The following is a 24,664-nucleotide window of genomic DNA, read 5'->3' as shown; positions in this document are numbered from 1 at the left end:
TTCTTGAACAACCTTATCATCCTAGCATACTGGCGGGATTATTGCTATCCCTCACGCAAGAAAAGAAAAAAGACAAAAGAAAATATATTTTCTTTTGTCTTTTGCTTTGTCTTTTGCCTTTTTTTAGCGTCGGGGTAGCAAAGCTATTGGGTTGATAGCTCCTTTTCCAGATGGATGCAACTCAAAGTGAAGGTGAGGTCCAGTGCTGCGTCCGGTGCTGCCCATCTCAGAAATCTGCTGACCTTGCTCAACTGCTTCGCCTTCGCGAACCAGGAGCCGGTTGTTGTGGGCATAGCGAGTCAAACTGCCATCCGGATGCTGAATGTCCACCAGATTTCCATAACCACCTGAATTCCAGCGTGCATAGACTACGACACCAGGAGCTGCCGCCACGACGGGTGTGCCAACCGGAGCCGCAATATCAATCCCCTTGTGCATCCGTCCCCAGCGCCGACCATAACCAGAGGTCAAAACGCCCTTTGAGGGCCAGATGTAGCCATTGAATTGGATTTGGCTATCCGGCAGGTAGGGATTTGGACCAGGGAGGGGCGGTAACTCTGGAGCAACTTGTTGCCCGAAGGGGGGCCGGAGTGTCGGGTTATAAGTGTCCGCTCCGGAGGGCGCTGCTGCCACCAATGGCTTCTGGGTTCTAGCCCGTGGTGCAGCAGGTGGGGGCACTTTGATTTCGATTGCCGCCTGCGATCGCTGTTGTTGCCGTTGCCGCTTTTGCATTTCTGCTTGTACGGCTTCGTTATAACGATTTGGGCTGAATTCTGGATTGATCGGAGTCGAGTATTCAGAACGTTGCAACGGTTTGTTGACGACAGGTGCAACCGGCTCGAATGCGGGAGTCACTGGCACCGAGATGTTAGCAACCGGAACGTTCTGTGAGTTAGCGGTATCCCCGTTTTGCTGGGTACGATACTGCTGCCGTAGTTTGATGATGTCTTCCCGTAGTTTCTCAATCTGGGTGCTGTACTCAGAGTTTTGCTTCAAGCCAGCAGACTGAGTTTGGTTCCTCTCGGCAATCGGTGTGGCAGCGGGTGTGGCAATGGGTAACGGATTACCCGCTACTAACATTGGTTTGACGATAGGTACGTTAGCACTACTTTGCACCCGTACCTGTGTTGCTGCGACGGGTAAGGGAACAGCCGTTGGCAAAGTAGGAACGGAGAGATTCGGTACAGCAACATTAGACTTGGATTGTCTAAGTGCAGCGTTCAAACCAGGAATTACAGTTACAGTCTGTTTTTTCGGGATTTTCAGTGCTTGATTCACTCGAATCATGTTCGGGTTATCTAACTGATTTATCCGCAGCAGTTCTCCTCTGGAAACGCCGTGAATGCGAGCGATCGCATCCACCGTATCTCCCGCCTTGACCTGGTAAACATCTGCCGTTACCCCATTAGGTTCGACGACGGCAATCGGTACGGGTGCCACTGTCTGGATTGGCAGCGCTTGGTTAGTCGCGGTCGGTACTGGGATTGGTACGCTTTCATTCACCCCTATCGCCTGCGGGGATGCTTCTAGCGATTCCCGTGCCTGTGCCGATGGGAGGTGGTTAATCACCCGATTGGAGGCGTTTTCTCCTGGCATCTGCACCGCGATATTGCGTGGTACGGACGGTACTTGGTTGATTACCTGATTGGGGGCGTTTTCCCCTGGCATCTGCACTGCGACCGGAATTTGCACTCTAGGAGCAGCTATTTCTACCTCAGCAGCTTCAGAGCTATCAATTTGGGCTGGTTCAGCGACTTCTAATTGACCAGCAGATGCTTTTGTCGTCTCCTCAGACCGCAACTCCGCCAGACTGCTCTGCAAGCGGCTCCGCTGCTCCTTTAAGCGGCTCATGGCAGCGTCTTGTCTTGCTTTTAATAGCTCATTTACGTTGCCGGGAATCGTGACTGATTGACCCACCGGCAGTCCATCCGATGTTGTCGCTCCAGATGATTGCTGCACCTGTATCGGGCGAACACCATAAGACTCAGATAGCTTTTCGACGGTATCGCCCAGCTTAACTTCGTGAACAATACCGTTCACTGAAGGAATTTTCACCACTTGCCCAGATGGAAGAGCTGAGCTGGACTTGATGTTGTTGGAAGTGGCGATCGCGGCAGGTTCTACCCCATAGTTCTTCGACGATTGCCAAATTGTCTGTGCCTGCTGCACCTTGTGTTCGATAACGCGCGGTGCTGGTTTCGATTCTGCTTTAGCGTCCAGCTCCACCTTCGGGGAAACGGCCTCAGATGTGAATTCTGGCTCTACTACCTTTGGGGAAGCAGCGACAGATTTGGATTCCGGCTTTATTGCTGCGACTGAAGCAGTTGTTTCTGGCTCCACTTTTGAGGCAGGAGCGGCAACAGCAATATCTGTTGCCGCAGGAGCGTTGGTAACAGTCGGCTCTGTGGCGACCGGATCGGCTGCCTTTGCTTCATCGCCTTGTTGAGGCAGCAATAGGCTGGAGGTGCCCATTGAGATTGCCAATCCAATCATGGCGGCAGAGGTGCGAGCCCGACGGTTAACCTCTGGAGAAATTGGCTTCAATAAACCTGACTCTCCCCCGGAAAGCTTTCCTGCGGACAGATTCGCTTTCGCATCTTTGTCTGCTGCACAGGAAGGAACTGATTTAATCTTGTGCGTGAATGGGCGTTTCAAACACGACCTCCTACTTATGACGAGCGCTTAACTGTCCCTGAATGATTGTTTTTTACCAGTCAATGGGACAAATCACATCAAAAAGTGATTAGGATCACTGCCGGTAATCATACCTAGGCAAGATTACCCTGCTTTTTTGATTTAGACAAGTTTACATGACTGGGAAAATTTAATCATGCACGACCTACATTTGACCCACCCTGCTGAAGACTTCATCATTGCGTTAATCAGGAGCCTTTTGTCAAGAGCTGGCAAGTCAATGGTGTATTCCTTTCTAAGGCGTGCATATTGGAACATACTTGCTTGACTTGCTTTACTCCGGAAGACTGAGAAAACAACTTTTTCGTTGTTGGCATCCTGCTGTTGATCCATTACAACATGAGACTTTAAGCTGATTTTGCCTTGAATAACAACCGTAGAATCATGGAGAAAACTCTGACAAATGGCATAGAGCATACCGACGCATATTTACTAAAAATCTTCCTAAAGATTGATTCGAGGTTGTTTTAGAGGCTCAGCACTGAAAGATTTTGGATAAAAAAATCTATCAATCAATTTCCCGTTGTTACTCTGTTGTTCATAGAAATTTCTTATCTAAGCCGCGCTCATTCGGTATTCTAGATAGCTGAAGGACGCAAAAGAAACTCTCTCAAGAAAGGGAAAAGAGTCATTCGTCACCGAGTGTTGAGCAAGAAGTCATAGGGAAAGCTCAGCCAGAAATGGTCACAAACAGTTGCCGGTTAACACGTTTGAGATTCCTAGAGAAAAGGTCAAACCAAATTTCTAACCTTTAACTCAATCTGCGAACACCTGACTAAAGATTGATAACACGCAATGAGCAAAGGACTTGTTTGCCTCCTTCAGGAGGACAAAATCCCCAGTTGGCGACGCGCTTCAAACAAACCGACTGCGGCACTAACAGAAAGGTTCAGGCTCCGAACGTGCGGCTGTGACATTGGAATATAGACAGTATTGGCACAAAGGGCGAGAACTTCTGGAGGTAATCCAGTTGTTTCGCTACCAAATAATAGCCAGTCATCTGCCCGAAACTCGAACTTCAGGTAGTTATCGCTTCCCGAAACGCTGAAGCCGATCCATCGTCCCCCTCGCTGCTGATGGAATGCCTGAAAATCCTCTAAACCAATGTGGTAGTGCAGATTGACGTAGGGCCAGTAATCCAGACCGGCACGTTTCAGATAGCGATCGCTAATGTCAAAACCCAACGGCCCGACTAAATGCAATTCCGTCCCAGTGGCAGCACAGGTACGGGCAATATTGCCGGTGTTGGGCGGAATTTGCGGCTTGTAGAGAACAACAAACGGCATGAGACTTACTAATTACTCTGGCTCTAACACTAAAATTCACGCTGGAAACTCAAATTATACCCAAAGAGACATGAACCTATACATATTTGTTATATGACTCACCCAGATCAAATTGATTAAATATTCTAATTCCCGAATGATTCTTTTTAGCCAATAAATTAAGCCATAAAAAGGCAAAAAAAGAAATCAGGGGCTAGGAAGGATCGAAGATAAAGAATGAAGGCTTTAGGATAATTCTCTGCCTTCAAGCTTCATTCTCGATCCTTCAAGTGCTTCAGGCAACTAGGCTCTCGCACAATTTGTCTTCCAGTTCGCGCTCTTGGTCTGCCACCGCTTGAATGGCGTCAATCATCACGTTGGAAGTGTCAAAACCTTGGTTTTGGAGATTTAACCATCGCTGAGCCGAATTTCCTTCCCGGAGAATCTTTTTCAGGGGTGACAAGAAACAGCGAAAGCCCATCTGTTTAGACAGATCCCAAACTTCGCCGGTTATTTCTTCAATCCAATCCCGCGCCAGAATCGGTCTGCCGTCTTGCCAATGTCTCAGAGTTGCATCCAAACTTTGACGGGCGGCGGCGTCTTCGTTGGCGTCAGTCAGGGTAATTAAGTCTTGTGAAGACAATTGACTCATTTCTAGGGGATCGAGGCTGGGGTCATCAATCAACTGCAAAAGTCGCGCTTCTAGCAAGGCTGTAACCGCCAACAAGGCAACCGGATCGATGATTAGGTCGCAAATTCTCAGTTCTAGGCGATTAAGGTCGTAGGGGCGCTGGTTGCCATTTGGTCGCACGGATGACCAAAGGTGGCGGACATTTTGCATTGTCCCGGCGGCTAATTGGGCTTTCGTCCACTGGATAAAGTGGGCGTGGCTTTCAAATAAGGGAACGTGGGCTGGGGTTTTTGGAAACAGTCCCCAGCGAGTCGAGTGATAGCCAGTGGCTTTCCCATCCAAAAACGGGGAAGAAGCACTGAGAGCGAGGTATAAGGGTGCTTCTAGGCGGACAAGGCGAATCGCCCGCATCAGGGTTTCGGGATCGCTGATGCCAATGTTGATGTGGACGCTGGCGGTGACAACTTTGGTGCCGTAAGTGTTCTCAATGTAGTCGTGGTAAGGATTGCTAGGGTCAGATCGCCAGAAGCGATCGCTGCCGCCTAAAGACAGCGTACTCCCCGGAATCAAGGTGTAATTTCCCAGGCGTTTTAGATACTCTCGGAGTTGCCGTCTAGGGCGTAGCAAGGCACACAATAATCGGTCGTAACAATAAAAGGGTTCTGTGATATATTCCACGTTGCGGCTATCCGGCTCCCGCATGAACCCGTCTAGGTCTGCCACAATCCGATCGGATAAACCCACAATGTCACCATTGGGGGTGCCGGTATACATTTCAATTTCAAAGCCTTTTGATAGCAAGGGGTTTTTCCTCAGATGAGTGAGTACGAAGTACGGACACGGGATACCGCTACCGTTAAAAAGTGTATCGAGGAAGACGAAATGGCTCCTCTGCCCTTAGTCTGGCATCAAAGTTGGTACTGATGATAGACAGTGGTGGCGGCTCGGTGTAGCAAGGAATGCCGATAAACGAGGGAGTCAAGATCGTCAGCATAACCCCCGCCAATCACACAGGCGACTGGGTAGCCGAGTGCCACACAGGTACTCAAAACTTGCATTTCCCGGCGGAAGATTCCGGTGTCTGTGAGGGCGAGTTTGCCCAAGCGATCGCCAGCATGAGGATCGACGCCAGCATCGTATAAAACAAGATCCGGCTTGACTTGTGAGAGCAAATCTGGGAGATATTTTGCCAAGGTTTGTAGATAGGCGTCATCTTCCATCCCAATCGGGAGAGGAACATCTAAGTCACTTTGTTGTTTAGTTCCGGGAAAGTTAACTTCGCAGTGCATCGAGAAGGTGAAGACGCTGCTATCTTCTTGGAAAATCACGGCGGTACCATCTCCTTGATGGACATCTAAATCCACGATCAAGATTTGGCGCACCAATCCCAGATGTTGAAGCACGCGGGCAGCAATGGCTAAATCGTTGAAAATACAGAAACCCGAACCATAACTGGGAAAGGCGTGATGAGTGCCACCCGCAGTATTGCAAGCTAAACCGTGAGTGAGTGCCAGTTTAGCAGTAAGAATCGTCCCGCCCACTGCCACGCAGGTACGATTCGCTAATGCGGGACTCCAGGGCAATCCGATTCTTCGCTGGGCTTTGGCGTCGAGGGTGCCTTCGCAGTATGCTCGGACATATTCTGGGGTGTGAACGAGTTCTATCCACGCTGGCGGAGGAGGTTCGGGCGGATGAATTTGCTCTGGATGCGCGACGCGATCGCTTAAGAGCATTTCGTAGAGTTTGCTGAATTTGGGCATGGGGAAGCGATGCCCTTCTGGAAGAGGTACGACATAATCCGGGTGGTAAATAATTGGCAAGTCCATATTTAAAATTTTGAACTGCCAAGAGGCAAAGGAAGAGAGGATTTCCGAGGCAATTTTCCTCAGACGCTACGCGATCGCAATATTTTCCAGGCAAAACCGCTAACCAGGCAACCTAAACCAATACTGAACAAGATGACAATGACCAAATTCGCCAAGGGGATGACTGCGGATAGTTGGTTGTCGATTTGGTTAGGGTAAGGCTGGGTAAAATCTTTTACCAACGCCGAGGAAGCAGAGGCGGCGACTGAGGCGGTTCCCACTCCCAGACTGGCAGCGGCGATAATATTTTCCAGATTGCGATCGCGCTTAGCTTGTTCAATCTCGACGATGCCTCGAATCGTGTTAATCACATCTTCTAGCACTCTCAATGCAGGGCTAAAGCTGGCACGATCTTGTTGAATTTGAATTTCGTATTGCTTGACTATTTGGTTGAATTGTGCCAGAAAATCCAGCTCGGTTTCTCCATATTTGCTAGCTTCTTGTAGCAAGTAATTAAAATGTTCTTGGTATTGTTTCTGATATGTCTCAATCGCGTGTAACTGAATTTCCAGATGGTTTAAATCTGAAGCATATTGGGACAATATTTTTATATTCACTTCTAAAATTCTCTGCAATTCTTTTAACGGTAGCTGCTTGAGCATTTCACCCGCTTGAAAAATATAGCCGAAATTCTCTTGCAATTGCTGTCTGAGTTTCTGAGCTTCACAATAAGACCAAATAATTTTATTGCGGTAGTAAAACAACTGCATCCAGACCTCAGAATATTTAGCAGCTTCAGTTTCGGCGGCTACATCGGGATAAAAGATAACCAAAACATGGTGATTCTCTTCCATGTCCCAACGCTGGGGAGGTAGCCACACTTCAAAAACGGTTGCCCCTAAAAACTTTCCTTTGCTTGGCTTTTGCTGTTTCCATCTCCCAAACTTCAAAGTTTCGTAAGCTTCTTGGGCGAGACATTCTAAAGGGGTTTCACAGTTCCGAGGCAAAATCCCGGAAACGATCCAAGTTTTCCCAAGATTGCCTTGTTTATCAGCAGCAAGATGTTTGAGGGTAGGAAAGCATTTAAAAGATTGCAGATAGTCTCGATCGTTAATGTGGCAATTAAACAAAAGCCCATAACTATCGCTAAATCGCACGGGATAATAAAAGCCTTTGACTGGATATCCTTCCGTGCGAGATTCAAAAGCATAAAAAGCTTCAGTTTCCCCCGCCAAACGCAATAATTCTAAATATTCTGGCTCGTTGTAATTTGAATCGTCAGCAGCGACAAGAATTCTTTGCAATTCTAACGGGAAGTTATCCCAAAACGCGAGCTGGTTTTGGTTGATTTGCTCTGCATCGTCTCCCAACCCGTTTCTCAAGTGGTAAACAAATAGATCCAGGTTAGGAAGAAATAACAGGTTCATCGGAAGAGTAAACATATTGCCACCATACCTGGAGATTCAAATCACCGCTATGCCAACCCCACTTCAGAAGAAAGGAAGTAGAAGTTGCGAGAACTTTTAAACAAAGCCCGCTGGCGCGGACTGAGAACCAATATAGAGTGTATGACGAAACCTGCTCAAGGTAGATTTAGAAGCGATCGCTAAATTTTGCGTAGCATCTCTTACCCACGCAGGATTCAGCCCATTTTAGACTTGAAGATAAGGCAAACGAGCGATCGCTGTAGATACGCCGGATACAACACCTCGATATCTTCGTGTCCCAGCAACTCCCGGCAAGGGAAGAAGTTTAAACTGGATGGAGAGAAGAGAAATCAGCAAGCGATGGGGAGGGAGGAGAGAAAATGCAACACAAAATCGTCTGGGAACAGGGCAGCAATAACCCTGACAATACCAACAACTTCGCAACCATCCGCGAATGGTGGGCAAGTCTCATCGACAATAAAATCACTTGGCGACAGCGAATCATTCCCCAGACGGGCGATGCTACCGAACTCGACTGGGAACCCCAACGCTTTGACGAAGTATTTGAGATTCAAATCCCTGAGATTCGCGGTATCACTCTCTACTGGCGCAAAATCAACGAAGAGCGAGAACGCAGCACTACCCCTACCAAACTCGAACTCGATACCCTTCGCCAGCAACTTTATATCTATCCCCAATCTCAAAAAGAACTGGTTATTCGGGTAGGGATACCAGAAACCATCTATCAAAAGATTGAATTTAAATCTCCCCAATTGCAATTTGCTGCTAAGGAAGGTGAAAACCACATCCTGACTCTGCGAGATACTCAGCAACAGTTGGAAGTGAAAGCCATTCTCAGCCCAGAAAATTTGAGACAGTTGATCGATCAGTTGAAGCAACAATTGTCGTAACTACGCTGTATCTTTTTTCTATAGGTCGCGCCAGCATATGAGATAAATCGTGTCTCTACAATTGTCTCGCTGCGATGTGTAGCCGCGATAGGGGCAACTCTGGAGGTTGCCCCTATCACCAGTCTCATAACATATACAAATAGATTTGAGATAAAACTATCAACATGAAGCAATGGATTGTCCCGATTGCCTTTATTCTTAGCGGATTTCTGGTGGGGATAATTTTTGATAAATTTTTTCTTCCTAGACTCAAAAGAATAGCTGTTAAAACTCGGTTGCCAGGGAATGAAATCGTTTTTCATTCCCTGCGTGGCATCCCCAAAATTTGGTTTATTGTTGCTGGCTTTTACGGAGCCATTTTTACCCTTCAACTAAATCAGGTTATTCCTGACCGGATTTCTGGCATTTTTCAGAATATTCTGACTGTTATTTTCCTCTATTCTGTCACCTTAGTTTTAGCCAGACTGACGGCGAGTTTTGTTACGATATTTGGTCAAAGAACACCCGGAGTTTCAGCTTCATTACTATCTAACCTAGCCAAAATTGTCGTTCTGGTTTTGGGAATCTTGATGATCTTGCAAACGCTAGGGATTTCCATTACACCTATTTTGGCAACCTTGGGAATTGGCGGTTTGGCAGTTGCTTTGGCATTTCAGGATACCCTATCTAACTTATTTTCAGGATTATATTTGATTATTTCTGGACAAGTCAGAACTGGCGACTATGTAAAACTAGAGACGGGACAAGAAGGTTACGTTACCGATATCACTTGGCGGAATACGGTGATTAGAGAACTGCCAAATAATCTAGTCGTTGTGCCTAATACAAAACTGGCTTCTGCCATTTTTACGAATTACCATTTACCAGTGAAAGAAATAACTTTACCAATTCAAGTAGGTGTTAGTTACGATAGCGACTTGGAACACGTTGAAGAAATAACGGTTGAAGTTGCTAAGGAAGTAATGCAAGAATTAGCAGCCGATATTTCTGATTTTGAGCCTTTTATCTTATATCAAAACTTTGGAGAATTTAGTATTAATTTTACAGTGTTTCTTAGAGTTAATGAATTTCTAAACCAACGAATTGCCAAGCATAAATTTATCAAAAAATTACACCGACGCTATCAACAAGAAGAAATTACTATCCCTTTTCCAAGTAGAGAAGTTTATGTAAACCAGAAGGGAAATAATATTGCTAATGAGTAACATAAACGCTGAACGAATAGAAGCCGCAGCTATCCAAATTGGATAGCTGCGGCTTTCTTTAGTCGTCAGACTAACGATTACCGACGATTACCGACCCTGACGACCCGGACTGCCAGGCGCAGCGCCTGCTCCTTCGTCGTTACTGGGCTGGTTCCGATTGGAATTGCCTGGATCGCAACCTTCTGACCCATTACCGACCCCTTGGTTGCAATTCTGACGCTGATTCGTGCGTTCGTTCCCCTCTACCTCACGGTTATCGCCAGGGACGTTTTCTGGCTTGGGAGTATCAACTTCGCGCACTGTGGGGGGTTTCGCACCTTCTCCCGCCACGTATGGCGAGGCGATGTTCTGAGCCTTCCCAGTGCTGACTAAGGCTTGGTAGAGGAAAGCACACACCTCTGCACGGGTGGCGACTTGATTGGGTTTGAGTGACTGGACATTGGGATAGTTCACCACCAGACCCCGTTCTGTTGCCGCTGCAACCAAACTGCGGACGTCGCTAGGGATGCTAGCGGCATCGCTGTAAACTTGCAGCAGCGTCTGGGTGGTACTGGCAGAAGAGTAGTTCATTCCCTTCGCCAATGCCACTAAGATATCCAGACGAGAAAGCTTTTGGGTGGGGTTGAATGCATTGCTGGAAACAGCGCCTAAAAAGCCCATTTCATAGGCTTCTTGGATAGCACTGTACGCCCAGTAATCCGAGGATACATCCCGGAAGGCGATCGCATTCCGCACTTTATTCATCTCAAACGCTTTCCGCAGCATCGCCGCAAACTGGGCGCGAGTCACCGGCTGATCCGGTCGGAATCGACCATCGGGGAAGCCTTCGATAATTTCTAACTCCGCCAGTTGGGCGATAAAATCTTTTGCCCAGTATCCCTGCGGAACATCGGGAAAACTCGTCTGGATGTTTCGAGTGACTCCCACGTTTGCATATCTTGCCAGCAGCTGGCTGACTTCGTAGGTCGCGTTCTCGGCTTCTACCCCAATCACCTGCACCAACTGACCGGGAGCTGATGTCAATAAGGCAGCCATTCCTGAACTGTAAACGCTCATCGTCTCACCCGCCAGCATTGATTCACCGCTGGTAAATGAGCTGGAATAAACGCTAGTCGCCGCCGAAGTCGAAATCTCGCTCGATTGGAACTGGCTGACGTTAATTTGCTCGACGCTGCTCAGGAATGTTACCCGTTCCTGAGAGTCGATTTGGGTGTAGTAGTTGTAGGCGGTGGTACCGCTGTCGATGTTGCCATCCATGTCGGCATCAATGCCGTACACAGTCCGCACTACGCGGGTTTCAGACGGATTTTCTGACAAAATTAGGTTAACGGCGGCGTTTTCAGACAAGCATTCAAACTCGCTGTAGCCAATCAAGCGATTTTGGTCGTATAGACGCACGACCACGCGATCGCCCGGATTCACACCTTTGACAAACTTCGCTTTTTGCTTGATTTTGTATCTGAAGTCGCCGAGATACTGCTCTTGGGAATAGCTGTTGCCTTGTTTCGACTTCACGGATACGCGAGTAATTACCTCTGTGAGGCTGCCTGCGGGTTGCAGAACGGCAAGACTAAAGTTCCCTGCGGATTCGGTCATTGCCACCGTAGACCGCTGTTCTGTGCGGACGGTACTCCTTTGCTCGGTGGTTTCCGTGCGACGGGTTGTTGTCTGTTGCCCAGTGGTGGTACTTTCCGACCGGAGTCGAGCCGTCAGCGTCTGGGTCGCTGCTTCATCCCACTTCACGAGCGTTCCAGATTCGTTGGTGCGATAAACCCAAAATCCCTGTTCTTTGGCGCTACCGACCAGTACCAGCCAGCCGGGAACCAGTGCCTCGGTGCAGGCAACACCTGCTTCTGCTAACTCCAAGCAACCATTTGACCAAGTTTGCTTCGCCACCTGAAGGATGGTTAAGTCAGAACTTTGCATTCCTGTCCGTTGGGCAGCATCCTTTAAAACAGCTTCAGCAACCGCTGTTGGCAGCTGGGCGGTATCGTCTTCTGCTTGGCTGAGCAGATTTCGACCCGATAAGGGCAGATTGCCCATTGTTTGTCCAACTTGCGCGATCGCAGGGGCAACCGTTGTCATACTTAAACCGGCAGCAGCAAAAACCAGGCTGCCTAAAAATACCAAGGAACTTCGCTTCATTAATCTCTTCTCACACCTAAACAAAACGGGTAGCGTGACTTTTCAAGTCGGTTAGATGTTCCCTGGTTTATCTCTTTTTAATGATAGAGACTATTACGATAGAAAAATAGTTAAGGAATCTTAATAATTATCGTGACGACTCAGCAGCTAAAAACAGGAAGCACTTTTGAAAAACTCAACTGGACTTGGCGCGGCTACCGGATTCAGTACACAGTCATGGGCACAGGTCGCCCTCTAGTGCTGATTCACGGCTTTGGCGCTTCCATTGGACACTGGCGCAAGAATATGCCAGTCCTCGCCGCTGAGGGCTACCGAGTATTTGCCCTAGATTTACTCGGATTCGGCGGTTCGGACAAGCCAGCCCTCGATTACACTCTCGAATTGTGGGAAGAACTACTCAAGGATTTCTGGGAAACTCATATTCAGGAACCGACCGTCTTTGTCGGCAACTCGATTGGGGCATTACTCAGCTTGATGGTAGTGGTGAATTCTCCAGAAATTTCCGCTGGTGGCGTGCTGATTAACTGTGCCGGGGGCTTGAATCATCGCCCCGATGAGCTGAATTTCCCCCTGCGACTGGTGATGGGAGCCTTCACGAAGCTGGTCAGTTCCAAAGTCGCTGGCCCGTTCCTATTTAACCGCATCCGCCACAAAGATCGTCTCCGTCGCACGCTCAGACAGGTCTACGTGAACCCTGAAGCTATCACGGATGAACTGGTGGATATGCTTTACGATCCTTCTTGTGACACGGGCGCTCAGCAGGTTTTTGCCTCAATTCTCACGGCACCCCCTGGCCCTAGCCCAGCTGAGTTGTTGCCAAAAATACAACACCCGCTGCTGGTACTTTGGGGAGAAGATGACCCCTGGACGCCGATTAAGGGTGCGACGATTTATAAAGAGCTAAGTGAGAATGGGCAACCCGTGAAGGTTGTCGGCATTCCCAAAACGGGTCACTGTCCCCATGATGAACGTCCGGACGTGGTGAATCCTTTGATATTGGATTGGTTGGCGCAGCTGAGCAGTCAATAAAACTTAGTCAGTAAAAGTTTCGGTTCAACTGTCGTTGCACCGACTTGTGCATTTGAGGTTCTGAATTTGAGGGAACGCGATCGCACTCGCTTCGAGATCGCGTCCCCTCGCGTCTGATTCACCTAAAGTTACATCCAACCTCTCCGATCCTTTCTTGCCTTCCTTGAAAAAAAAGGAAATTAGGATTACTCCATTCACCGCCGATCCCGTTCACGGAAATCAATCTCGGAGCGGACAGACTCGTGGGGCGCGAGCGGTTTAAATGGATAAAGCACGGCTTGCTGTGATGAGGAGCATCCAACTCATCACGACTATAGTTAGGAAGATGCGGTAGGAACCATAAATGCTATATCGCAAAGAACCAGAGGGGCTGATAGCGATCGCGCAGCTTGCCCATGCATGGGTATCGGGTCAATTGGCACAAGCTTGGGGAAATGAGTATTTTGGGAAGCTGGAACCTAGAAAAGAGGTTTGCTTAGGTGCCCAGCAACATGATATTGGCTGGCTGTCCTGGGAAAAGACGCCTACCTTCAACCCAAAAACTGGTTTGCCGCACAGTTTCACGGAATTACCGAGAAAAATCCATATAGATATTTGGTCAAAAGCCGGAGAATTAGCGATCGCCCAAGGAAGATATCCAGCGCTGCTAGCTTCGCTGCACGGTACGCGCCTCTACGAGCATTACGACTCTAGTAATGACTCCCCAGAAGATATCCAGCTTGTGCAGGACTTCCTAGGGCACGAACAGGCTTTCCAGAAGGAATTAATTGACTCCCTCCGCAACGATCCGGATTACGCACCCTACAGCACACCAGAAGCGATCGCCCGAAATCGGCAGTTAGTGGGAATCTGGGATTGCTTATCGCTGATCTTGTGCATGAAGTTAAGTAAAGAGCGTTCGGTAGAGAAGGTTCCCACCGCTGAGGGTGAAATTACCCTGAAGCTGACGCCACTAGCAGGCGATCCAACCCAGGTAGCGGTAAGTCCTTGGCCTTTTTCAGAGAACGCGGTGACGCTGGTTTGTGAAGGACGCTATCTATCGGAAACCTTCCCAGACGAGGAGACGATGCGGAACGCGATCGCGAAAGCACCTTGGGTGACGATTAAAACTCACCTGCATCCCGTGTAAGCACCGACTGGATTATGTAATTAATCGGTATTCATCAAAGCAACATATTGTGCTTACCCATAAAGAAGTCAGTAGGGGCAAATGCTTTGCCTCTGCTGACTCTATATTTTGCTTTTTTTACCCAATATTCCTACTAGACTTGCTTTCAAGAGAGATGAAGAGCGCCTGCTCTCTTATCCAAGAGTAGGTAATTTTATCGTCGTTTTTCAAGAGAATCTTCGGGGTTCATTGCGACGCTCGTTTAGGCAATAAACCCCGAAAAATCAACTCATTTCAACTGCCCTTTTCCAAAAAGCATAAGTGTCACTTCCAATTTTTTGACTATCTTCTGAATAGATATCATCTAAACATTTTAAAAAAGCTTGGGCATAATTTTCTAATCCCAGAGTTGTCAAACATTTTAAAATCCTGGTAATCCGGAGGTAATTATGATTAAGAGGCTGAATCCAAGCCCTTTTTCTATCTTGATATTGGTCAGATTTGGTTATTTGAATATTATTGATGTTTCCTTCGTTGCATTTGAATCCGTAAAACCTGAGCATTATTTTAAATGACTTTTGCAGACGTGTTTTAAGTAAGGGATCTGTCCGAAAAGCTTGAACAATTTCATCATTTAGAATCAGTGCATTAGGGTTGTAACCACTTTTATCTTTCAGGGGGAAAAGCCACTGAACATAGTCATGAATCCGTTCAAGCTTTTCGTAATTCCATGACCAAATCTCGTCGATCATCCGTCCTTCTGAATCAGGCTGTTGACTAAGATAGAAAGCCACAAGAGCCGGGGATGCTTTAGCAACCAATTCTTTGTCAGATGATTTTGCCATAAGTGTTCCTCTGCAATTAATCAAATGTTAACAATCTGGGAAATCAGCTAGATTCACGCTCATTCTAAAGCTGGCAGGGCGATAGAAAAGTCTATGAGTACTTTTGTTGCAAACGACCCTTTAGATCCGAGGAGATAACTAGAGTATTTAGCATTCCTCGTTATGGAACTATCTCGCTTTCCTCACAAAAGCTACAGTGCCTAGTAGCGCTAACAACAGTTATTAACTGTTGCCTTCATTACAATAACCGTTGATAATTTCAACAATGCCAATGTAGCTGCTAGCGTTAGGCGATCGCATGAACTGACATCCGTGTCTGACTACTCAAACCGAGGTGCAAGCGATGAGTCAAGATACGCTCAATTTAATCCACGACAGGCAAAATCGCGGTTATACCAAGCTAGGTTGGCTGGATAGCGATCGCACCTTTTCCTTGGGGGGTTTGTTTGACCCAGAGCCAATGAGATTTTGCACTCTCAGGCTGATTCACGATGATAGAGTCTTACCCGGTTCTGGTTTCGGTACCCACAGTCATCATGACATGGAAATCCTCACCTACGCCCTAGACGCCCTAGAAGGTGCTATAGAAGAGCATCAAGATAGGTTGGGGATGGGGAATCGGACAGGTACTTATCCAAGAGAAGCACAGATGATGAGTGCGGGCGCTGGCATCACCCACCGTGAATTTAATTTCTCTGAAACTAATCCCGTCTACTTTCCCCAAATTTGGATGATTTCCGATCCAGAAGAATTAGGTAAAAAACGATGACACAACCCATTCGCATTTTGCTCCAGACAACCATCCCGACAACAGAAGATGACTGGAGCATTTGGCGCTTCTCGATGTTACGCGACTATCTCGCATCTGTTACAGATGAAGCGGGGAATCTCCTGTTTGAAGTGACAGAACGCGATCGCGTGTTAGATGCAGACGGCAACGACCCAATTTTAAGTACCCTCGACCGCTCGGATTTTGACCAGCTATGGCTATTTGCATTAGATACTGGCGAAGGTCTGACGGAAAAAGATTGTGCGGGAATCAATGCATTTCGCAAACGCGGTGGTGGTATCCTCACCACCCGCGATCATCAAGATATGGGTTGCTCCATGTACGGTCTGGGTGACATCGGCGCGATCCACTTTTTCAACACCAAAAATCCAGACCCCGACGAATCTCGCTGGTGCATTGACGACCCCTACACAACCTATATTTCCTGGCCTAACTATCATTCTGGGCGCAATGGCGACTATCAAAAAATAACCCCCACCGAACCCATTCACGAACTTCTACGCAATCCCAATTCACCTTCTGGATTAATCGAATATTTTCCCACTCATCCCCATGAGGGCGCAATCGGAGTTCCCGCAGGCGCAAAAAATGCTCGTGTTATTGCAATGGGCAAAAGCTTAATTACAGGTCGTCCCTTTAATCTGGCTGTTGTTATCGAAAGTGAAAAAGACACTGACGGCAACACCCTAGGGCGTGCAGTTGCTGCATCGAGTTTTCACCATTTTGTCGATTACAACTGGGACATCGAAAAAGGTTGTCCTAGCTTTGTGGATGAGGCTCCCGGCGATGGCATGAACCAAGAGCCACGCGCCCTAGAAGATATCAAGACTTATGCGCGGAATGTTGCTTTGTGGCTTGCGCCCTAATGCGTACAGGAAACTGTACCCGTGTTGCTAATTTTGCTTCTGTACGCTCATCTACACCAGGACAAGAAATTAACCAGATTCTGAGCAACTTCCCAAAGAATCTGCCGAAACTTCATTGATAAATCAGTCCTGAAATTTTTGCAGAACACTCAATAAAAGCAAAAAAGTCTAGAGTAGAAACGGAGGGAGCAGTGGAAGTATAGAAAATCCGATGAAGAAAGTCGCAATTGTCACGGGTGCCAATCGGGGGCTGGGTTTTGAAACTTGCCGACAACTCGCAAAGCAAGATATCCAAGTGATTCTGACCAGTCGTGACGAAGCACAGGGGAAAGCAGCCGTTGAGAAATTGCAAGCTGAAGGCTTAGATGTAGTTTCTCATCTGCTTGATGTCACCAGTGCAGAGAGTATTGAGCATCTTGCTCAGTTCATCCGCAATCAATTCGGGCGATTAGATATTCTAGTGAACAATGCTGGAATTGCTAGAGATCCTTTAGGAGATCCAGAGAGTAGTATCTTCAACACCAAGGTTAGTACCATCCACGAAACGATGGAGACGAATTTACACGGCCCATTACTGCTTTGCCAAGCATTAATTCCGCTGATGAAAGAGCATCAGTATGGGCGTGTTGTGAACGTATCATCGGGTGCAGGACAGTTATCCGACATGAACACTGGATTTCCCGCTTATCGAATGTCCAAAACCGCATTAAATGCCCTTACCCGGATTTTTGCAAATGAGTTGGAAGGCACCAATATTTTAGTGAATTCTGTGTGTCCTGGCTGGGTAAGAACCGATATGGGTGGCCCAAATGCTACCCGGTCTGTAGAGCAAGGGGTTGAAACAATTGTGTGGCTGGCTACTCTTCCAGATGATGGCCCCACGAGTGGTTTTTTCCGCGATCGCCAACCCATTGATTGGTAAGCACAATCGCATCCCATTTCTATATCTATTTGCTTTAGGTTAGACAGACGCGAGCAAGTGCGTTCCTACAATTTTTGTAGTCCCACCTTTAAAAGGGATGAGTAGCTTATTTTTATCATCTCTCTAAAGTTAGGTTTTTTGAACTAATGGACTCAAGTACAGGAAGTTGAACAATGTCGGCAAATTGATCTGCAAATTGAGCCTTTTCTATCTCCCTTTTTCGAGCTTCCACTTTAAGGCATTTATTTTGCACAAGATTTTTTTTAAACAACCAATTAGGTTAGATTATGGCTCACTTAAATCAGCGTCACCCTGAAAATATTAGTGGCGATTTTTACGTTGATACGACTTGTATTGATTGCGATACTTGTCGTTGGATGACTCCAGAGGTGTTTTATCGCACCGATGAGCAGTCAGCAGTTTATCATCAGCCAGAAAATGAGGCTGAAAGATTAAAAGCAATGCAGGCTCTTTTGTCTTGTCCTACGGCTTCCATTGGGACTGTGGAGAAGCCAAAAGACGTTAAAGATGCTCAGCACAGTTTTCCGATTTTAGTCGCTGAAAATGTCTATCATTGCGGCTATCATGCAGAAAATTCCTATGGCGCTGCTAGCTATTTAATTGTGCGACCGGAAGGCAATGTGTTAGTTGATTCTCCTCGCTTTACGCCTCCTCTGGTGAAGCGGCTAGAGGAAATGGGAGAGATTTGCTATATGTATCTGACGCACCGAGATGATGTAGCGGATCATCAAAAGTATGCCGAGCATTTTGGGTGTCAGCGAATTCTCCACACCGACGAAATCTCTTCGGGTACTCGCAATGTGGAAATTCAGCTAACTGGCTTAGAGCCAGTACAGTTGGAGCCAGATTTGTTAATTATTCCAGTGCCCGGTCATACAAAAGGTCACACGGTTTTACTGTACAAAAATAAATTTCTGTTCACGGGAGATCATCTGGCTTGGTCGCCAAGTTTAAATCACTTGTTTGCCTTCCCCGATGTCTGTTGGTATTCCTGGCCTGAATTGCTTAAATCAATGCGAAAGCTGGCTAATTACTCGTTTGAGTGGGTGCTACCCGGTCACGGACGCCGATACCATGCTGACAATGAGACGATGCGCCAGCAGATGCAGCAGTGTATCGCCTGGATGGAAGCGCGTTAAAGTCTTTTTGATTTTCTCAACGCCTCTTGAACAAGGGGGTTAGAAGCACACCGCGTCAGAAGGATAGCGCCTCAATGCGTAACTTGTGACGCCAAAAACTGATATGGCAACGGCATTCCTAAGTGGGGTGCCGTTTTTTTTAGTTGATTTCCTGAAGTTAGCAATTTCGGCTGTCAAAGGTAACGGCTATGTATCCAGAATGACTAGAATCTCATGAGCGACTTCAGCCTGGTAGTTGTCGGACTGTTAACTGCTGGGAAAAACTCAACTTTGCCACCCTCAGCCGTAATGCCTCAGCCATCCGAGCGATCGCTCGATGCAACTGAGCCTCAACCCGTTTTAAAGCCTTCCGTCACGGTTGAAGTCACGCAGCCAGAATTCTCAACCTCCAATCGCCTGACTTCTCAAACCAGTCCCGTTTTGATCCCCCCAACCCCCCTTAAAAAGGGGGGAAATCCAGTCAAAGTCCCCCTTTTTAAGGGGGATTTAGGGGGATCGATCAACGTTTTGCCACTTAACCAAAAATCGTACACGATAGCCGCAAGCGGGGGGAATGAGGGGGGTAAGGGAAGGGGGAATAATATTACTCCCCTCGCCTTGCAGGAGAGGAGTCGGGAGAGAGGTTTGTTAGCCCAAATGAGTTCTCCGAATGCCTCCCAAGAGATACCCGCAGCAACTCAGCCGAACGATGCTGGCTTAGAAAATATCGCTGACGGCGATGAATCAGCCGATCCGATGAGTCAATTAACATCAGTCGATCAACTGACAGATGTTACTCCGGAAGATTGGAGTTACCAAGCCCTAAAAAACCTAACAGAACGGTATGGAGTCATCTCCGGCTACCCGGATGGCAGCTTTCGCGGCAACCGTTCTCTTAGCCGCTACGAATTTGCCGCCGCCCTCAATGCTGCCCTGGAAAAAATTTTCACGCAACCCCAAGGCATTCCTCAAGATGATTTAGCAACCCTGCAACGGCTTCAACAAGACTATGCCACGGAACTAGCGGAAGTGAAAGGTCGAGTCGATAACTTAGAAAGTCGGACAGCACAGCTCGAAAATCACCAATTTTCTACCAATACTCGACTATTTGGGCAAGCAATTGTTGGCTTGCAGGGAAGCAATCAAGTAGATGTGGATTTGTTCCCCAGAGATGGGGTGCCGGAACGTTCTGGTCAGGCTCAGTTGACTCTAGCAAGTAACGTTCAACTGTCTCTGGCAACCTCGTTTACAGGACAGGATTTACTGCTGACGGGGCTTCAGGGTGGAAATCTCGCCTCTTCTGCACCCTTTGTCTTTACCAATATGGGTCGATTATCGACTGAGTTAGAAACTAACAACGACCTGGTTTTGAGCGACCTTTCCTATCGGTTTCCAGTCACGGATAACTTCGGCGTTATTGTTGGTCCGGCTGGTGTTAACCCTGCCAATACATTTCGCGGTATCAATCCTTTGGAAGGTTCGGGAGATGGTTCGATTTCCTTATTAGGTCAGCGCAACCCCATTCTGTCAATTGGCAACGGCACGGGCGGCATTGGATTTGACTGGCAAATTAACAAACGCCTGAGTTTACAAGCCGTCTACAGCGCTGAACTTCCTAGCTTTACCAGTAATAGCAGCCAAGGTGGACTATTTGGCGGTAGAACCAGCGCGGGCGTGCAGTTAACCATTGCACCTACAAATAATCTGGATATTGGGTTGCACTATATCTATTCACACTCTCCCGATGGTTTGCTGGGTATCGGCACCGGCGACAATCAACTCATTTCGCCCTTGGCACCGATTATTTCGCCATCGACTTCTTTTGCCTTTAATACTCATGCCGTGGGAGGGACTTTGGCTTGGCGCGTCAATTCTAGATTGACTTTAGGGACTTGGGGCGGGTGGACTTCTTCAGACCCGGTCAATCTTTCGGGTTCTGTGGAAACTACGAATTGGATGTTATTTTCTGCGTTTCCTGACTTGTTTGCTAGAGGAAATTTGGGGGGAATTTTGTTTGGACAGCCGCCGAAAATTACTTCCAGTACCTTGCCGGATGGCTTCAATCTTCCCAACTTTTTGACCAATTTGAGTGGAACGCCGGGAGGGCGTCGCGACACGGCTTTGCACCTAGAGCTGTTTTATCGAGCCAGATTGACGGATAACATTTTCCTGACTCCAGGGGTATTGGTGGTTTTCAACCCCGACCATAATGCGGCAAATGACACGTTAGTCGTGGGAACGATGAGAGCAACTTTCCGGTTTTAAGGAGAAAAGCCAGTAAAAGCGAAAAAGCTCTGATAAATGAAATAACCTGTTGCGGTTTCGGCAAAATTCCCCAGTATATGTGATTGAGTGAGGCACAAACTGGCGGAAGCTTTGCTTTGCCATCGATGCGATCGCTCTATTTTTTGGCTAACACCAATCGGAAAGAATATTTATGCGATCGCTATCTTCAAAAACTCAGCTGAGCTTGAGCTTACTGATTAGCAGTAGTTTAACCGCGACGATCGTCGCCTTGGGAGCAGATGGCGCTTTTGCCCAAGTAACCATCAATAGCACTGGCACCGTCACAGGTACCTTTACCCTTCCCCCGGCTAACCCAAATTTCAACCAAAGCACGACTAGAGTTGATACTAATGCCGCAGGGCAATATTTCCGCAACGGCGTCCTCGTCTACACTGCACCCAATCCTGGCTATGTAGGAACCAAAGCCGATGGCACTCATTATGTAGACTTTCGCGGTATTCCCGTTGTCTCCACGAATGGAACGATTACCTCTCCAGTTCTAACTAGCGGCAATCTTCAACCCAAAAAGCAAACCGGGCAAGAAGGAACCACCTTATTTGGCACAATTCAGGATGAATTTGTCGCCAGAGGCTTCTGGGAAGGCGTTGTCACCGATCCAAAAACTGGGCAACAGTATCAAGGTGTATTTGAAATTAGGGGTCAGGGGCCTAGATATAGCGATGCCAACGGAGGCACCAGCCCCACCGTGTTTGATTTTGGATCTGAATACAATTTCGGCAACAACTTGCCCCCTACCGTGCCGAAACCCCTCCCTACTTTTACTATCCCTGCCGGTGGTATGCCGGTGAAATTACAGGTGAAAGTGCCTGCAAATGCCGTTTTAATTACTCCAACACCTGTCCCAGCACCAACACCTGTCCCAGCACCAACACCTGTCCCAGCACCAACACCTGTCCCAGCGCCAGCACCTGTCCCAGCGCCAGCACCCACCTCCTCAACACCCACCCCAGTAACCTCTCCAGTAACCTCCCCAATAACCACCCCAGTATCTGCCCCAGCACCCATTAGCAGTGGCGGTAGTCCAGCCAGTGGAGGAACCCCATCCCCATCCCCATCCGGGGCAAATGTGCCTCCCTCACTCTTCAGCCGCAATGACTCTACTGAGGTTAATCATGTAGTTTTGGAGTCTTCCGCGACAGCCGCAACCAGTTGTACGCCTAATCAAGGCAGCAACTCAACAAGTGTCTCATCTTCTGCCAACGAGCAGACGGCAGGATGCTCGATTGAGCTGACGACATCTGAGCAACCCATTGGGCCTCGGAGTCGAGTGCTGCTGCGTTAATGGAGGGTCTGCCAGCGTTAATTTAAGCAGTAGAGACGCAGAGCTGTGTGTCCCTACAAAGCTAATTGACTAAACGCTTCTAGCCAGTACAAACTTCTAGCCAGTACAGAATGCTCAACTGGCTAGAAGTTGAGAAGGCGTCACGCGCCACAATTGCTCTAGCCGATTTGCTGGCATCGTCAAATACAAAATATCGCCAGCACTAAGGCAAGTTTCCAAAACATCCCAACCGTGAATCGTTTGGCAGTTGGTTTCGATATACAAAGGCACAAAGTCGGCGTCCATTGCCGATTCTTGAACGCGCTTGCCACAAAACGGATGCCCTGGTGTAATCATGGTGGCTAAGGCGATCCAAAGACTATCGCCAGTTATCCCATTACCTAAAATTCGTCCTCCTAAAGCCGCTGCTGCAAAGGAAGGTGCGGCTAATTCAGTCGGACTCAACACGGCATCAAATTCAAATACCTTTTGCGCTTGGGATGCAAAGTGGGGGTCTTGATTCCGCACCACGACAGCTAACTTTGGTGCAATCCCTTTGGCGCTAAGGGCAATCTCTAAATTCGCCATATCGTCGCTGGTGACAGCTAAAAGGGCGTCTGCTTTTTCCACATTGGCAGCTTTTAGGGTGGCAGATAAACTGGCATCTCCTTGAATCACGGGCACTTTCAAAGCGCGGACGGTGTTGAGAAAGCGATTGTTGGCGTCCCGTTCGATGACAACTACCTCATGTCCGTGGGTATGGAGTTGGTTGACGATTTGAACTCCGATACCACCGAGTCCGCACACAATGTAGTGACTTCGCCCTGGAACTCGTGCGGCGTCCCAAAATTGTTTGAACCGGGTGCCTAAAACAAAATCGTTGAGGAGAGCATAGCAAATCCCGATTACACCAGCACCGAGCAGCATCATCATTGCGGTAAAGATTTTAATGCTGTCGGGTGCGTGTTCTGCGACTTTCTCGTTACCACCAGCACCCGTAATCATGCCAACGGAAAAATAAAGGGAGTCAACGACAGATATTTTTGCATCGACACAAACATAAGTGAGGGTGGCAACAAAAACGGTGATCAGGAGGACTAGGGTAACAACTGCTATCGGTTGACCGTATTGCGGAAACTGTTGGAAGTTGGTCAGGACTTTGAAAAGTTTCGGAAGTACGGGTTTGCCGGAGGTGCGGACGCTGGGTTGGGTACCAACAATTAAGCGATCGCCTGCTTGTAACGGTTGCCCATACACGACGGCAGAAATGAGATCCATCTCACCATCTACCGGCAAATAATAAATCAGCATCCGAGAACGGTCATCCCACAAGTCACTTAACTTGCGACCGATCCAAGGATGCATTTCATTAATATATTCTTCGTGGATCGGCCAAGTTTGGTTAAACAGCCGCAACTGTCCAATCGCTCGACTTCCTAAGGCGGCAAAGGCAAACACGGGCGCGGCTAGGGCAGCAACGCTCATGGTGACGTGATCTGCAAGCGTCTGGTTAAGGCGATCGCCCAAGCTAGTATTAAATAATCGATTGATAATCCGAATCCGAGGATTGAGAATTCGTGCCTGGGTAAGAATCGCTAAGTTCAGCGCCTCGTCTTCCCCAGCCAGCACTAATGTGTGGGCTTCCTGAATCCCCGCTGCTTTCAGGGTGGAAGCTGCCCGTAATTCTCCAATTACGACATCATAATCTTCACCAGGAATCGATTCGGCATGGATGCCAATCACGCTCGCTCCCTGCTGTCTTAGCAAGCAAAATATTTTATACCCAGTCAAACCCAAGCCGCAGACAATAATTCTGGGTTTCATCCCGCCTAATCACTGCCTAAATATTCGTGCAATTGAATATTCTTACTGAGTTCCGCTCAAAGGACTGTAGCCGTATACACCGCTAAGACATTGCTTGTCTTCAGGTGGTCGGGATGATCGCTGAATACACCATGCAGGCGATCGCGTTGTGAGTGCGAGATCGTTTCGCTCACATCTTGCACCAGTTGTAATAATCCGCCAATAAAATCCGCCAATAAATCGATTTTATCGCGGGTTTTGGAGCTAATTGAGAACAGTGCAAGATGTCAAACTCACTTCTTTTTTGCACTGTTGCACGTGTGGATTGCTGGGTACTGCTACCTGTTTTTTTCTGCTTTTACTTGGAAACTTTAGCTCTGTGGACTATTTATGGGTTAGTTTCAAGACTAGGTCTGCCCTTCGAGAGAATTAGCAAACTGGTAGATTAGGTTATCCTAGTAATTAGCTAGAAATTCGCTCGACTGCGTCGTAGTCGATACCGTTAAGTTAG

Annotated in this window: 19 protein-coding genes and 1 riboswitch; of the genes, 10 read left to right on the top strand and 9 right to left on the bottom strand. The window is 47.7% G+C overall.

The genetic code is table 11. From position 1 onward, the window contains the following. Positions 1 to 123: 123 nt before the first annotated feature. From NDI33_RS09695 to NDI33_RS09675, 5 genes are all read right to left on the bottom strand, one after another. Positions 124 to 2,655, bottom strand: coding sequence for a peptidoglycan DD-metalloendopeptidase family protein (locus tag NDI33_RS09695; RefSeq protein WP_190676610.1), 2,532 nt, complete (start codon positions 2,653 to 2,655; stop codon positions 124 to 126). A gap of 860 nt (positions 2,656 to 3,515) precedes the next feature. Continuing rightward, positions 3,516 to 3,980: a tRNA (cytidine(34)-2'-O)-methyltransferase gene (locus NDI33_RS09690; RefSeq protein ID WP_190676608.1), complete on the bottom strand. Its 465-nt coding sequence runs from the start codon at positions 3,978 to 3,980 to the stop codon at positions 3,516 to 3,518. A 274-nt stretch (positions 3,981 to 4,254) separates the two neighbouring features. Then, entirely contained in the window at positions 4,255 to 4,683 is a 429-nt protein-coding gene (locus NDI33_RS09685) for a hypothetical protein (RefSeq protein WP_348245632.1), read from the bottom strand. Then, positions 4,677 to 4,761, top strand: a riboswitch (cyclic di-GMP riboswitch). Its footprint overlaps the gene before it by 7 nt. 737 nt (positions 4,762 to 5,498) lie before the next feature. After that, positions 5,499 to 6,416, bottom strand: a complete 918-nt coding sequence (locus NDI33_RS09680) for a histone deacetylase (RefSeq protein WP_190676604.1) — start codon at positions 6,414 to 6,416, stop codon at positions 5,499 to 5,501. A gap of 59 nt (positions 6,417 to 6,475) precedes the next feature. Then, positions 6,476 to 7,837 (bottom strand): hypothetical protein, encoded by a 1,362-nt coding sequence (locus NDI33_RS09675; protein WP_190676602.1) that lies wholly within the window; start codon positions 7,835 to 7,837, stop codon positions 6,476 to 6,478. A gap of 365 nt (positions 7,838 to 8,202) precedes the next feature. Between NDI33_RS09675 and NDI33_RS09670 the strand changes: the two genes are divergently transcribed. Together NDI33_RS09670 and NDI33_RS09665 are read left to right on the top strand one after the other, a co-directional pair. Continuing rightward, the gene (locus NDI33_RS09670; RefSeq protein ID WP_190676600.1) at positions 8,203 to 8,733 is read left to right on the top strand and encodes a hypothetical protein; all 531 of its coding nucleotides are present in this window, start codon (positions 8,203 to 8,205) and stop codon (positions 8,731 to 8,733) included. Positions 8,734 to 8,945: 212 nt separating this feature from the next. Then, positions 8,946 to 9,938 (top strand): mechanosensitive ion channel family protein, encoded by a 993-nt coding sequence (locus NDI33_RS09665; protein ID WP_199302488.1) that lies wholly within the window; start codon positions 8,946 to 8,948, stop codon positions 9,936 to 9,938. An 87-nt stretch (positions 9,939 to 10,025) separates the two neighbouring features. Here the strand turns inward: NDI33_RS09665 and NDI33_RS09660 are convergent, their stop codons facing one another. Next, on the bottom strand, positions 10,026 to 12,083 hold the full coding sequence (locus NDI33_RS09660) for an S-layer homology domain-containing protein (protein ID WP_190676596.1): 2,058 nt from the start codon (positions 12,081 to 12,083) through the stop codon (positions 10,026 to 10,028). 132 nt (positions 12,084 to 12,215) lie between these two features. Between NDI33_RS09660 and NDI33_RS09655 the strand changes: the two genes are divergently transcribed. Both NDI33_RS09655 and NDI33_RS09650 read left to right on the top strand, forming a co-directional pair. Continuing rightward, positions 12,216 to 13,112, top strand: coding sequence for an alpha/beta fold hydrolase (locus NDI33_RS09655; protein WP_190411973.1), 897 nt, complete (start codon positions 12,216 to 12,218; stop codon positions 13,110 to 13,112). A 343-nt stretch (positions 13,113 to 13,455) separates the two neighbouring features. Next, positions 13,456 to 14,241, top strand: a complete 786-nt coding sequence (locus NDI33_RS09650; protein WP_190435943.1) for a DUF3891 family protein — start codon at positions 13,456 to 13,458, stop codon at positions 14,239 to 14,241. Positions 14,242 to 14,504: 263 nt separating this feature from the next. Here the strand turns inward: NDI33_RS09650 and NDI33_RS09645 are convergent, their stop codons facing one another. After that, entirely contained in the window at positions 14,505 to 15,065 is a 561-nt protein-coding gene (locus NDI33_RS09645) for an opioid growth factor receptor-related protein (RefSeq protein ID WP_190676594.1), read from the bottom strand. 343 nt (positions 15,066 to 15,408) lie between these two features. Between NDI33_RS09645 and NDI33_RS09640 the strand changes: the two genes are divergently transcribed. From NDI33_RS09640 to NDI33_RS09615, 6 genes are all read left to right on the top strand, one after another. Next, entirely contained in the window at positions 15,409 to 15,834 is a 426-nt protein-coding gene (locus tag NDI33_RS09640; RefSeq protein ID WP_190429735.1) for a pirin family protein, read from the top strand. Beyond that, positions 15,831 to 16,721, top strand: coding sequence for a hypothetical protein (locus NDI33_RS09635; RefSeq protein ID WP_190676592.1), 891 nt, complete (start codon positions 15,831 to 15,833; stop codon positions 16,719 to 16,721). Before NDI33_RS09640 ends, NDI33_RS09635 begins: the two co-directional genes overlap by 4 nt. A gap of 211 nt (positions 16,722 to 16,932) precedes the next feature. Further along, on the top strand, positions 16,933 to 17,643 hold the full coding sequence (locus tag NDI33_RS09630; RefSeq protein WP_190533717.1) for an SDR family oxidoreductase: 711 nt from the start codon (positions 16,933 to 16,935) through the stop codon (positions 17,641 to 17,643). Between the two features lie 287 nt (positions 17,644 to 17,930). Beyond that, on the top strand, positions 17,931 to 18,803 hold the full coding sequence (locus NDI33_RS09625; RefSeq protein WP_190676591.1) for an MBL fold metallo-hydrolase: 873 nt from the start codon (positions 17,931 to 17,933) through the stop codon (positions 18,801 to 18,803). A gap of 213 nt (positions 18,804 to 19,016) precedes the next feature. Further along, complete coding sequence (locus NDI33_RS09620) at positions 19,017 to 21,047, top strand: iron uptake porin (RefSeq protein ID WP_190676589.1); 2,031 nt, start codon at positions 19,017 to 19,019, stop codon at positions 21,045 to 21,047. 172 nt (positions 21,048 to 21,219) lie between these two features. After that, entirely contained in the window at positions 21,220 to 22,371 is a 1,152-nt protein-coding gene (locus tag NDI33_RS09615; protein ID WP_190676587.1) for a hypothetical protein, read from the top strand. Positions 22,372 to 22,485: 114 nt separating this feature from the next. Here the strand turns inward: NDI33_RS09615 and NDI33_RS09610 are convergent, their stop codons facing one another. After that, positions 22,486 to 24,174, bottom strand: a complete 1,689-nt coding sequence (locus NDI33_RS09610) for an NAD-binding protein (protein ID WP_190676585.1) — start codon at positions 24,172 to 24,174, stop codon at positions 22,486 to 22,488. A gap of 56 nt (positions 24,175 to 24,230) precedes the next feature. Beyond that, complete coding sequence (locus NDI33_RS09605; protein ID WP_190435970.1) at positions 24,231 to 24,389, bottom strand: hypothetical protein; 159 nt, start codon at positions 24,387 to 24,389, stop codon at positions 24,231 to 24,233. Positions 24,390 to 24,664 lie beyond the last annotated feature (275 nt).

The organism is Trichocoleus sp. DQ-A1 (assembly GCF_039961955.1).
GTDB lineage: Bacteria > Cyanobacteriota > Cyanobacteriia > Cyanobacteriales > FACHB-T130 > FACHB-T130.
The sequence above is the reverse complement of the archived record's forward strand: the minus strand, read 5'-3'. Positions and strand labels throughout refer to the sequence as shown.

Bases quoted from the DNA above. Each gene is read 5' to 3' on its own strand.
- NDI33_RS09635 (WP_190676592.1), top strand. From the start codon at position 15,831: ATGACACAACCCATTCGCATTTTGCTCCAGACAACCATCCCGACAACA.
- NDI33_RS09615 (WP_190676587.1), top strand. From the start codon at position 21,220: ATGCGATCGCTATCTTCAAAAACTCAGCTGAGCTTGAGCTTACTGATT.
- NDI33_RS09620 (WP_190676589.1), top strand. From the start codon at position 19,017: ATGAGCGACTTCAGCCTGGTAGTTGTCGGACTGTTAACTGCTGGGAAA.
- NDI33_RS09640 (WP_190429735.1), top strand. From the start codon at position 15,409: ATGAGTCAAGATACGCTCAATTTAATCCACGACAGGCAAAATCGCGGT.
- NDI33_RS09650 (WP_190435943.1), top strand. From the start codon at position 13,456: ATGCTATATCGCAAAGAACCAGAGGGGCTGATAGCGATCGCGCAGCTT.
- NDI33_RS09690 (WP_190676608.1), bottom strand. From the start codon at position 3,980: ATGCCGTTTGTTGTTCTCTACAAGCCGCAAATTCCGCCCAACACCGGC.
- NDI33_RS09630 (WP_190533717.1), top strand. From the start codon at position 16,933: ATGAAGAAAGTCGCAATTGTCACGGGTGCCAATCGGGGGCTGGGTTTT.
- NDI33_RS09670 (WP_190676600.1), top strand. From the start codon at position 8,203: ATGCAACACAAAATCGTCTGGGAACAGGGCAGCAATAACCCTGACAAT.
- NDI33_RS09610 (WP_190676585.1), bottom strand. From the start codon at position 24,174: ATGAAACCCAGAATTATTGTCTGCGGCTTGGGTTTGACTGGGTATAAA.
- NDI33_RS09675 (WP_190676602.1), bottom strand. From the start codon at position 7,837: ATGTTTACTCTTCCGATGAACCTGTTATTTCTTCCTAACCTGGATCTA.
- NDI33_RS09660 (WP_190676596.1), bottom strand. From the start codon at position 12,083: ATGAAGCGAAGTTCCTTGGTATTTTTAGGCAGCCTGGTTTTTGCTGCT.
- NDI33_RS09645 (WP_190676594.1), bottom strand. From the start codon at position 15,065: ATGGCAAAATCATCTGACAAAGAATTGGTTGCTAAAGCATCCCCGGCT.
- NDI33_RS09625 (WP_190676591.1), top strand. From the start codon at position 17,931: ATGGCTCACTTAAATCAGCGTCACCCTGAAAATATTAGTGGCGATTTT.
- NDI33_RS09680 (WP_190676604.1), bottom strand. From the start codon at position 6,416: ATGGACTTGCCAATTATTTACCACCCGGATTATGTCGTACCTCTTCCA.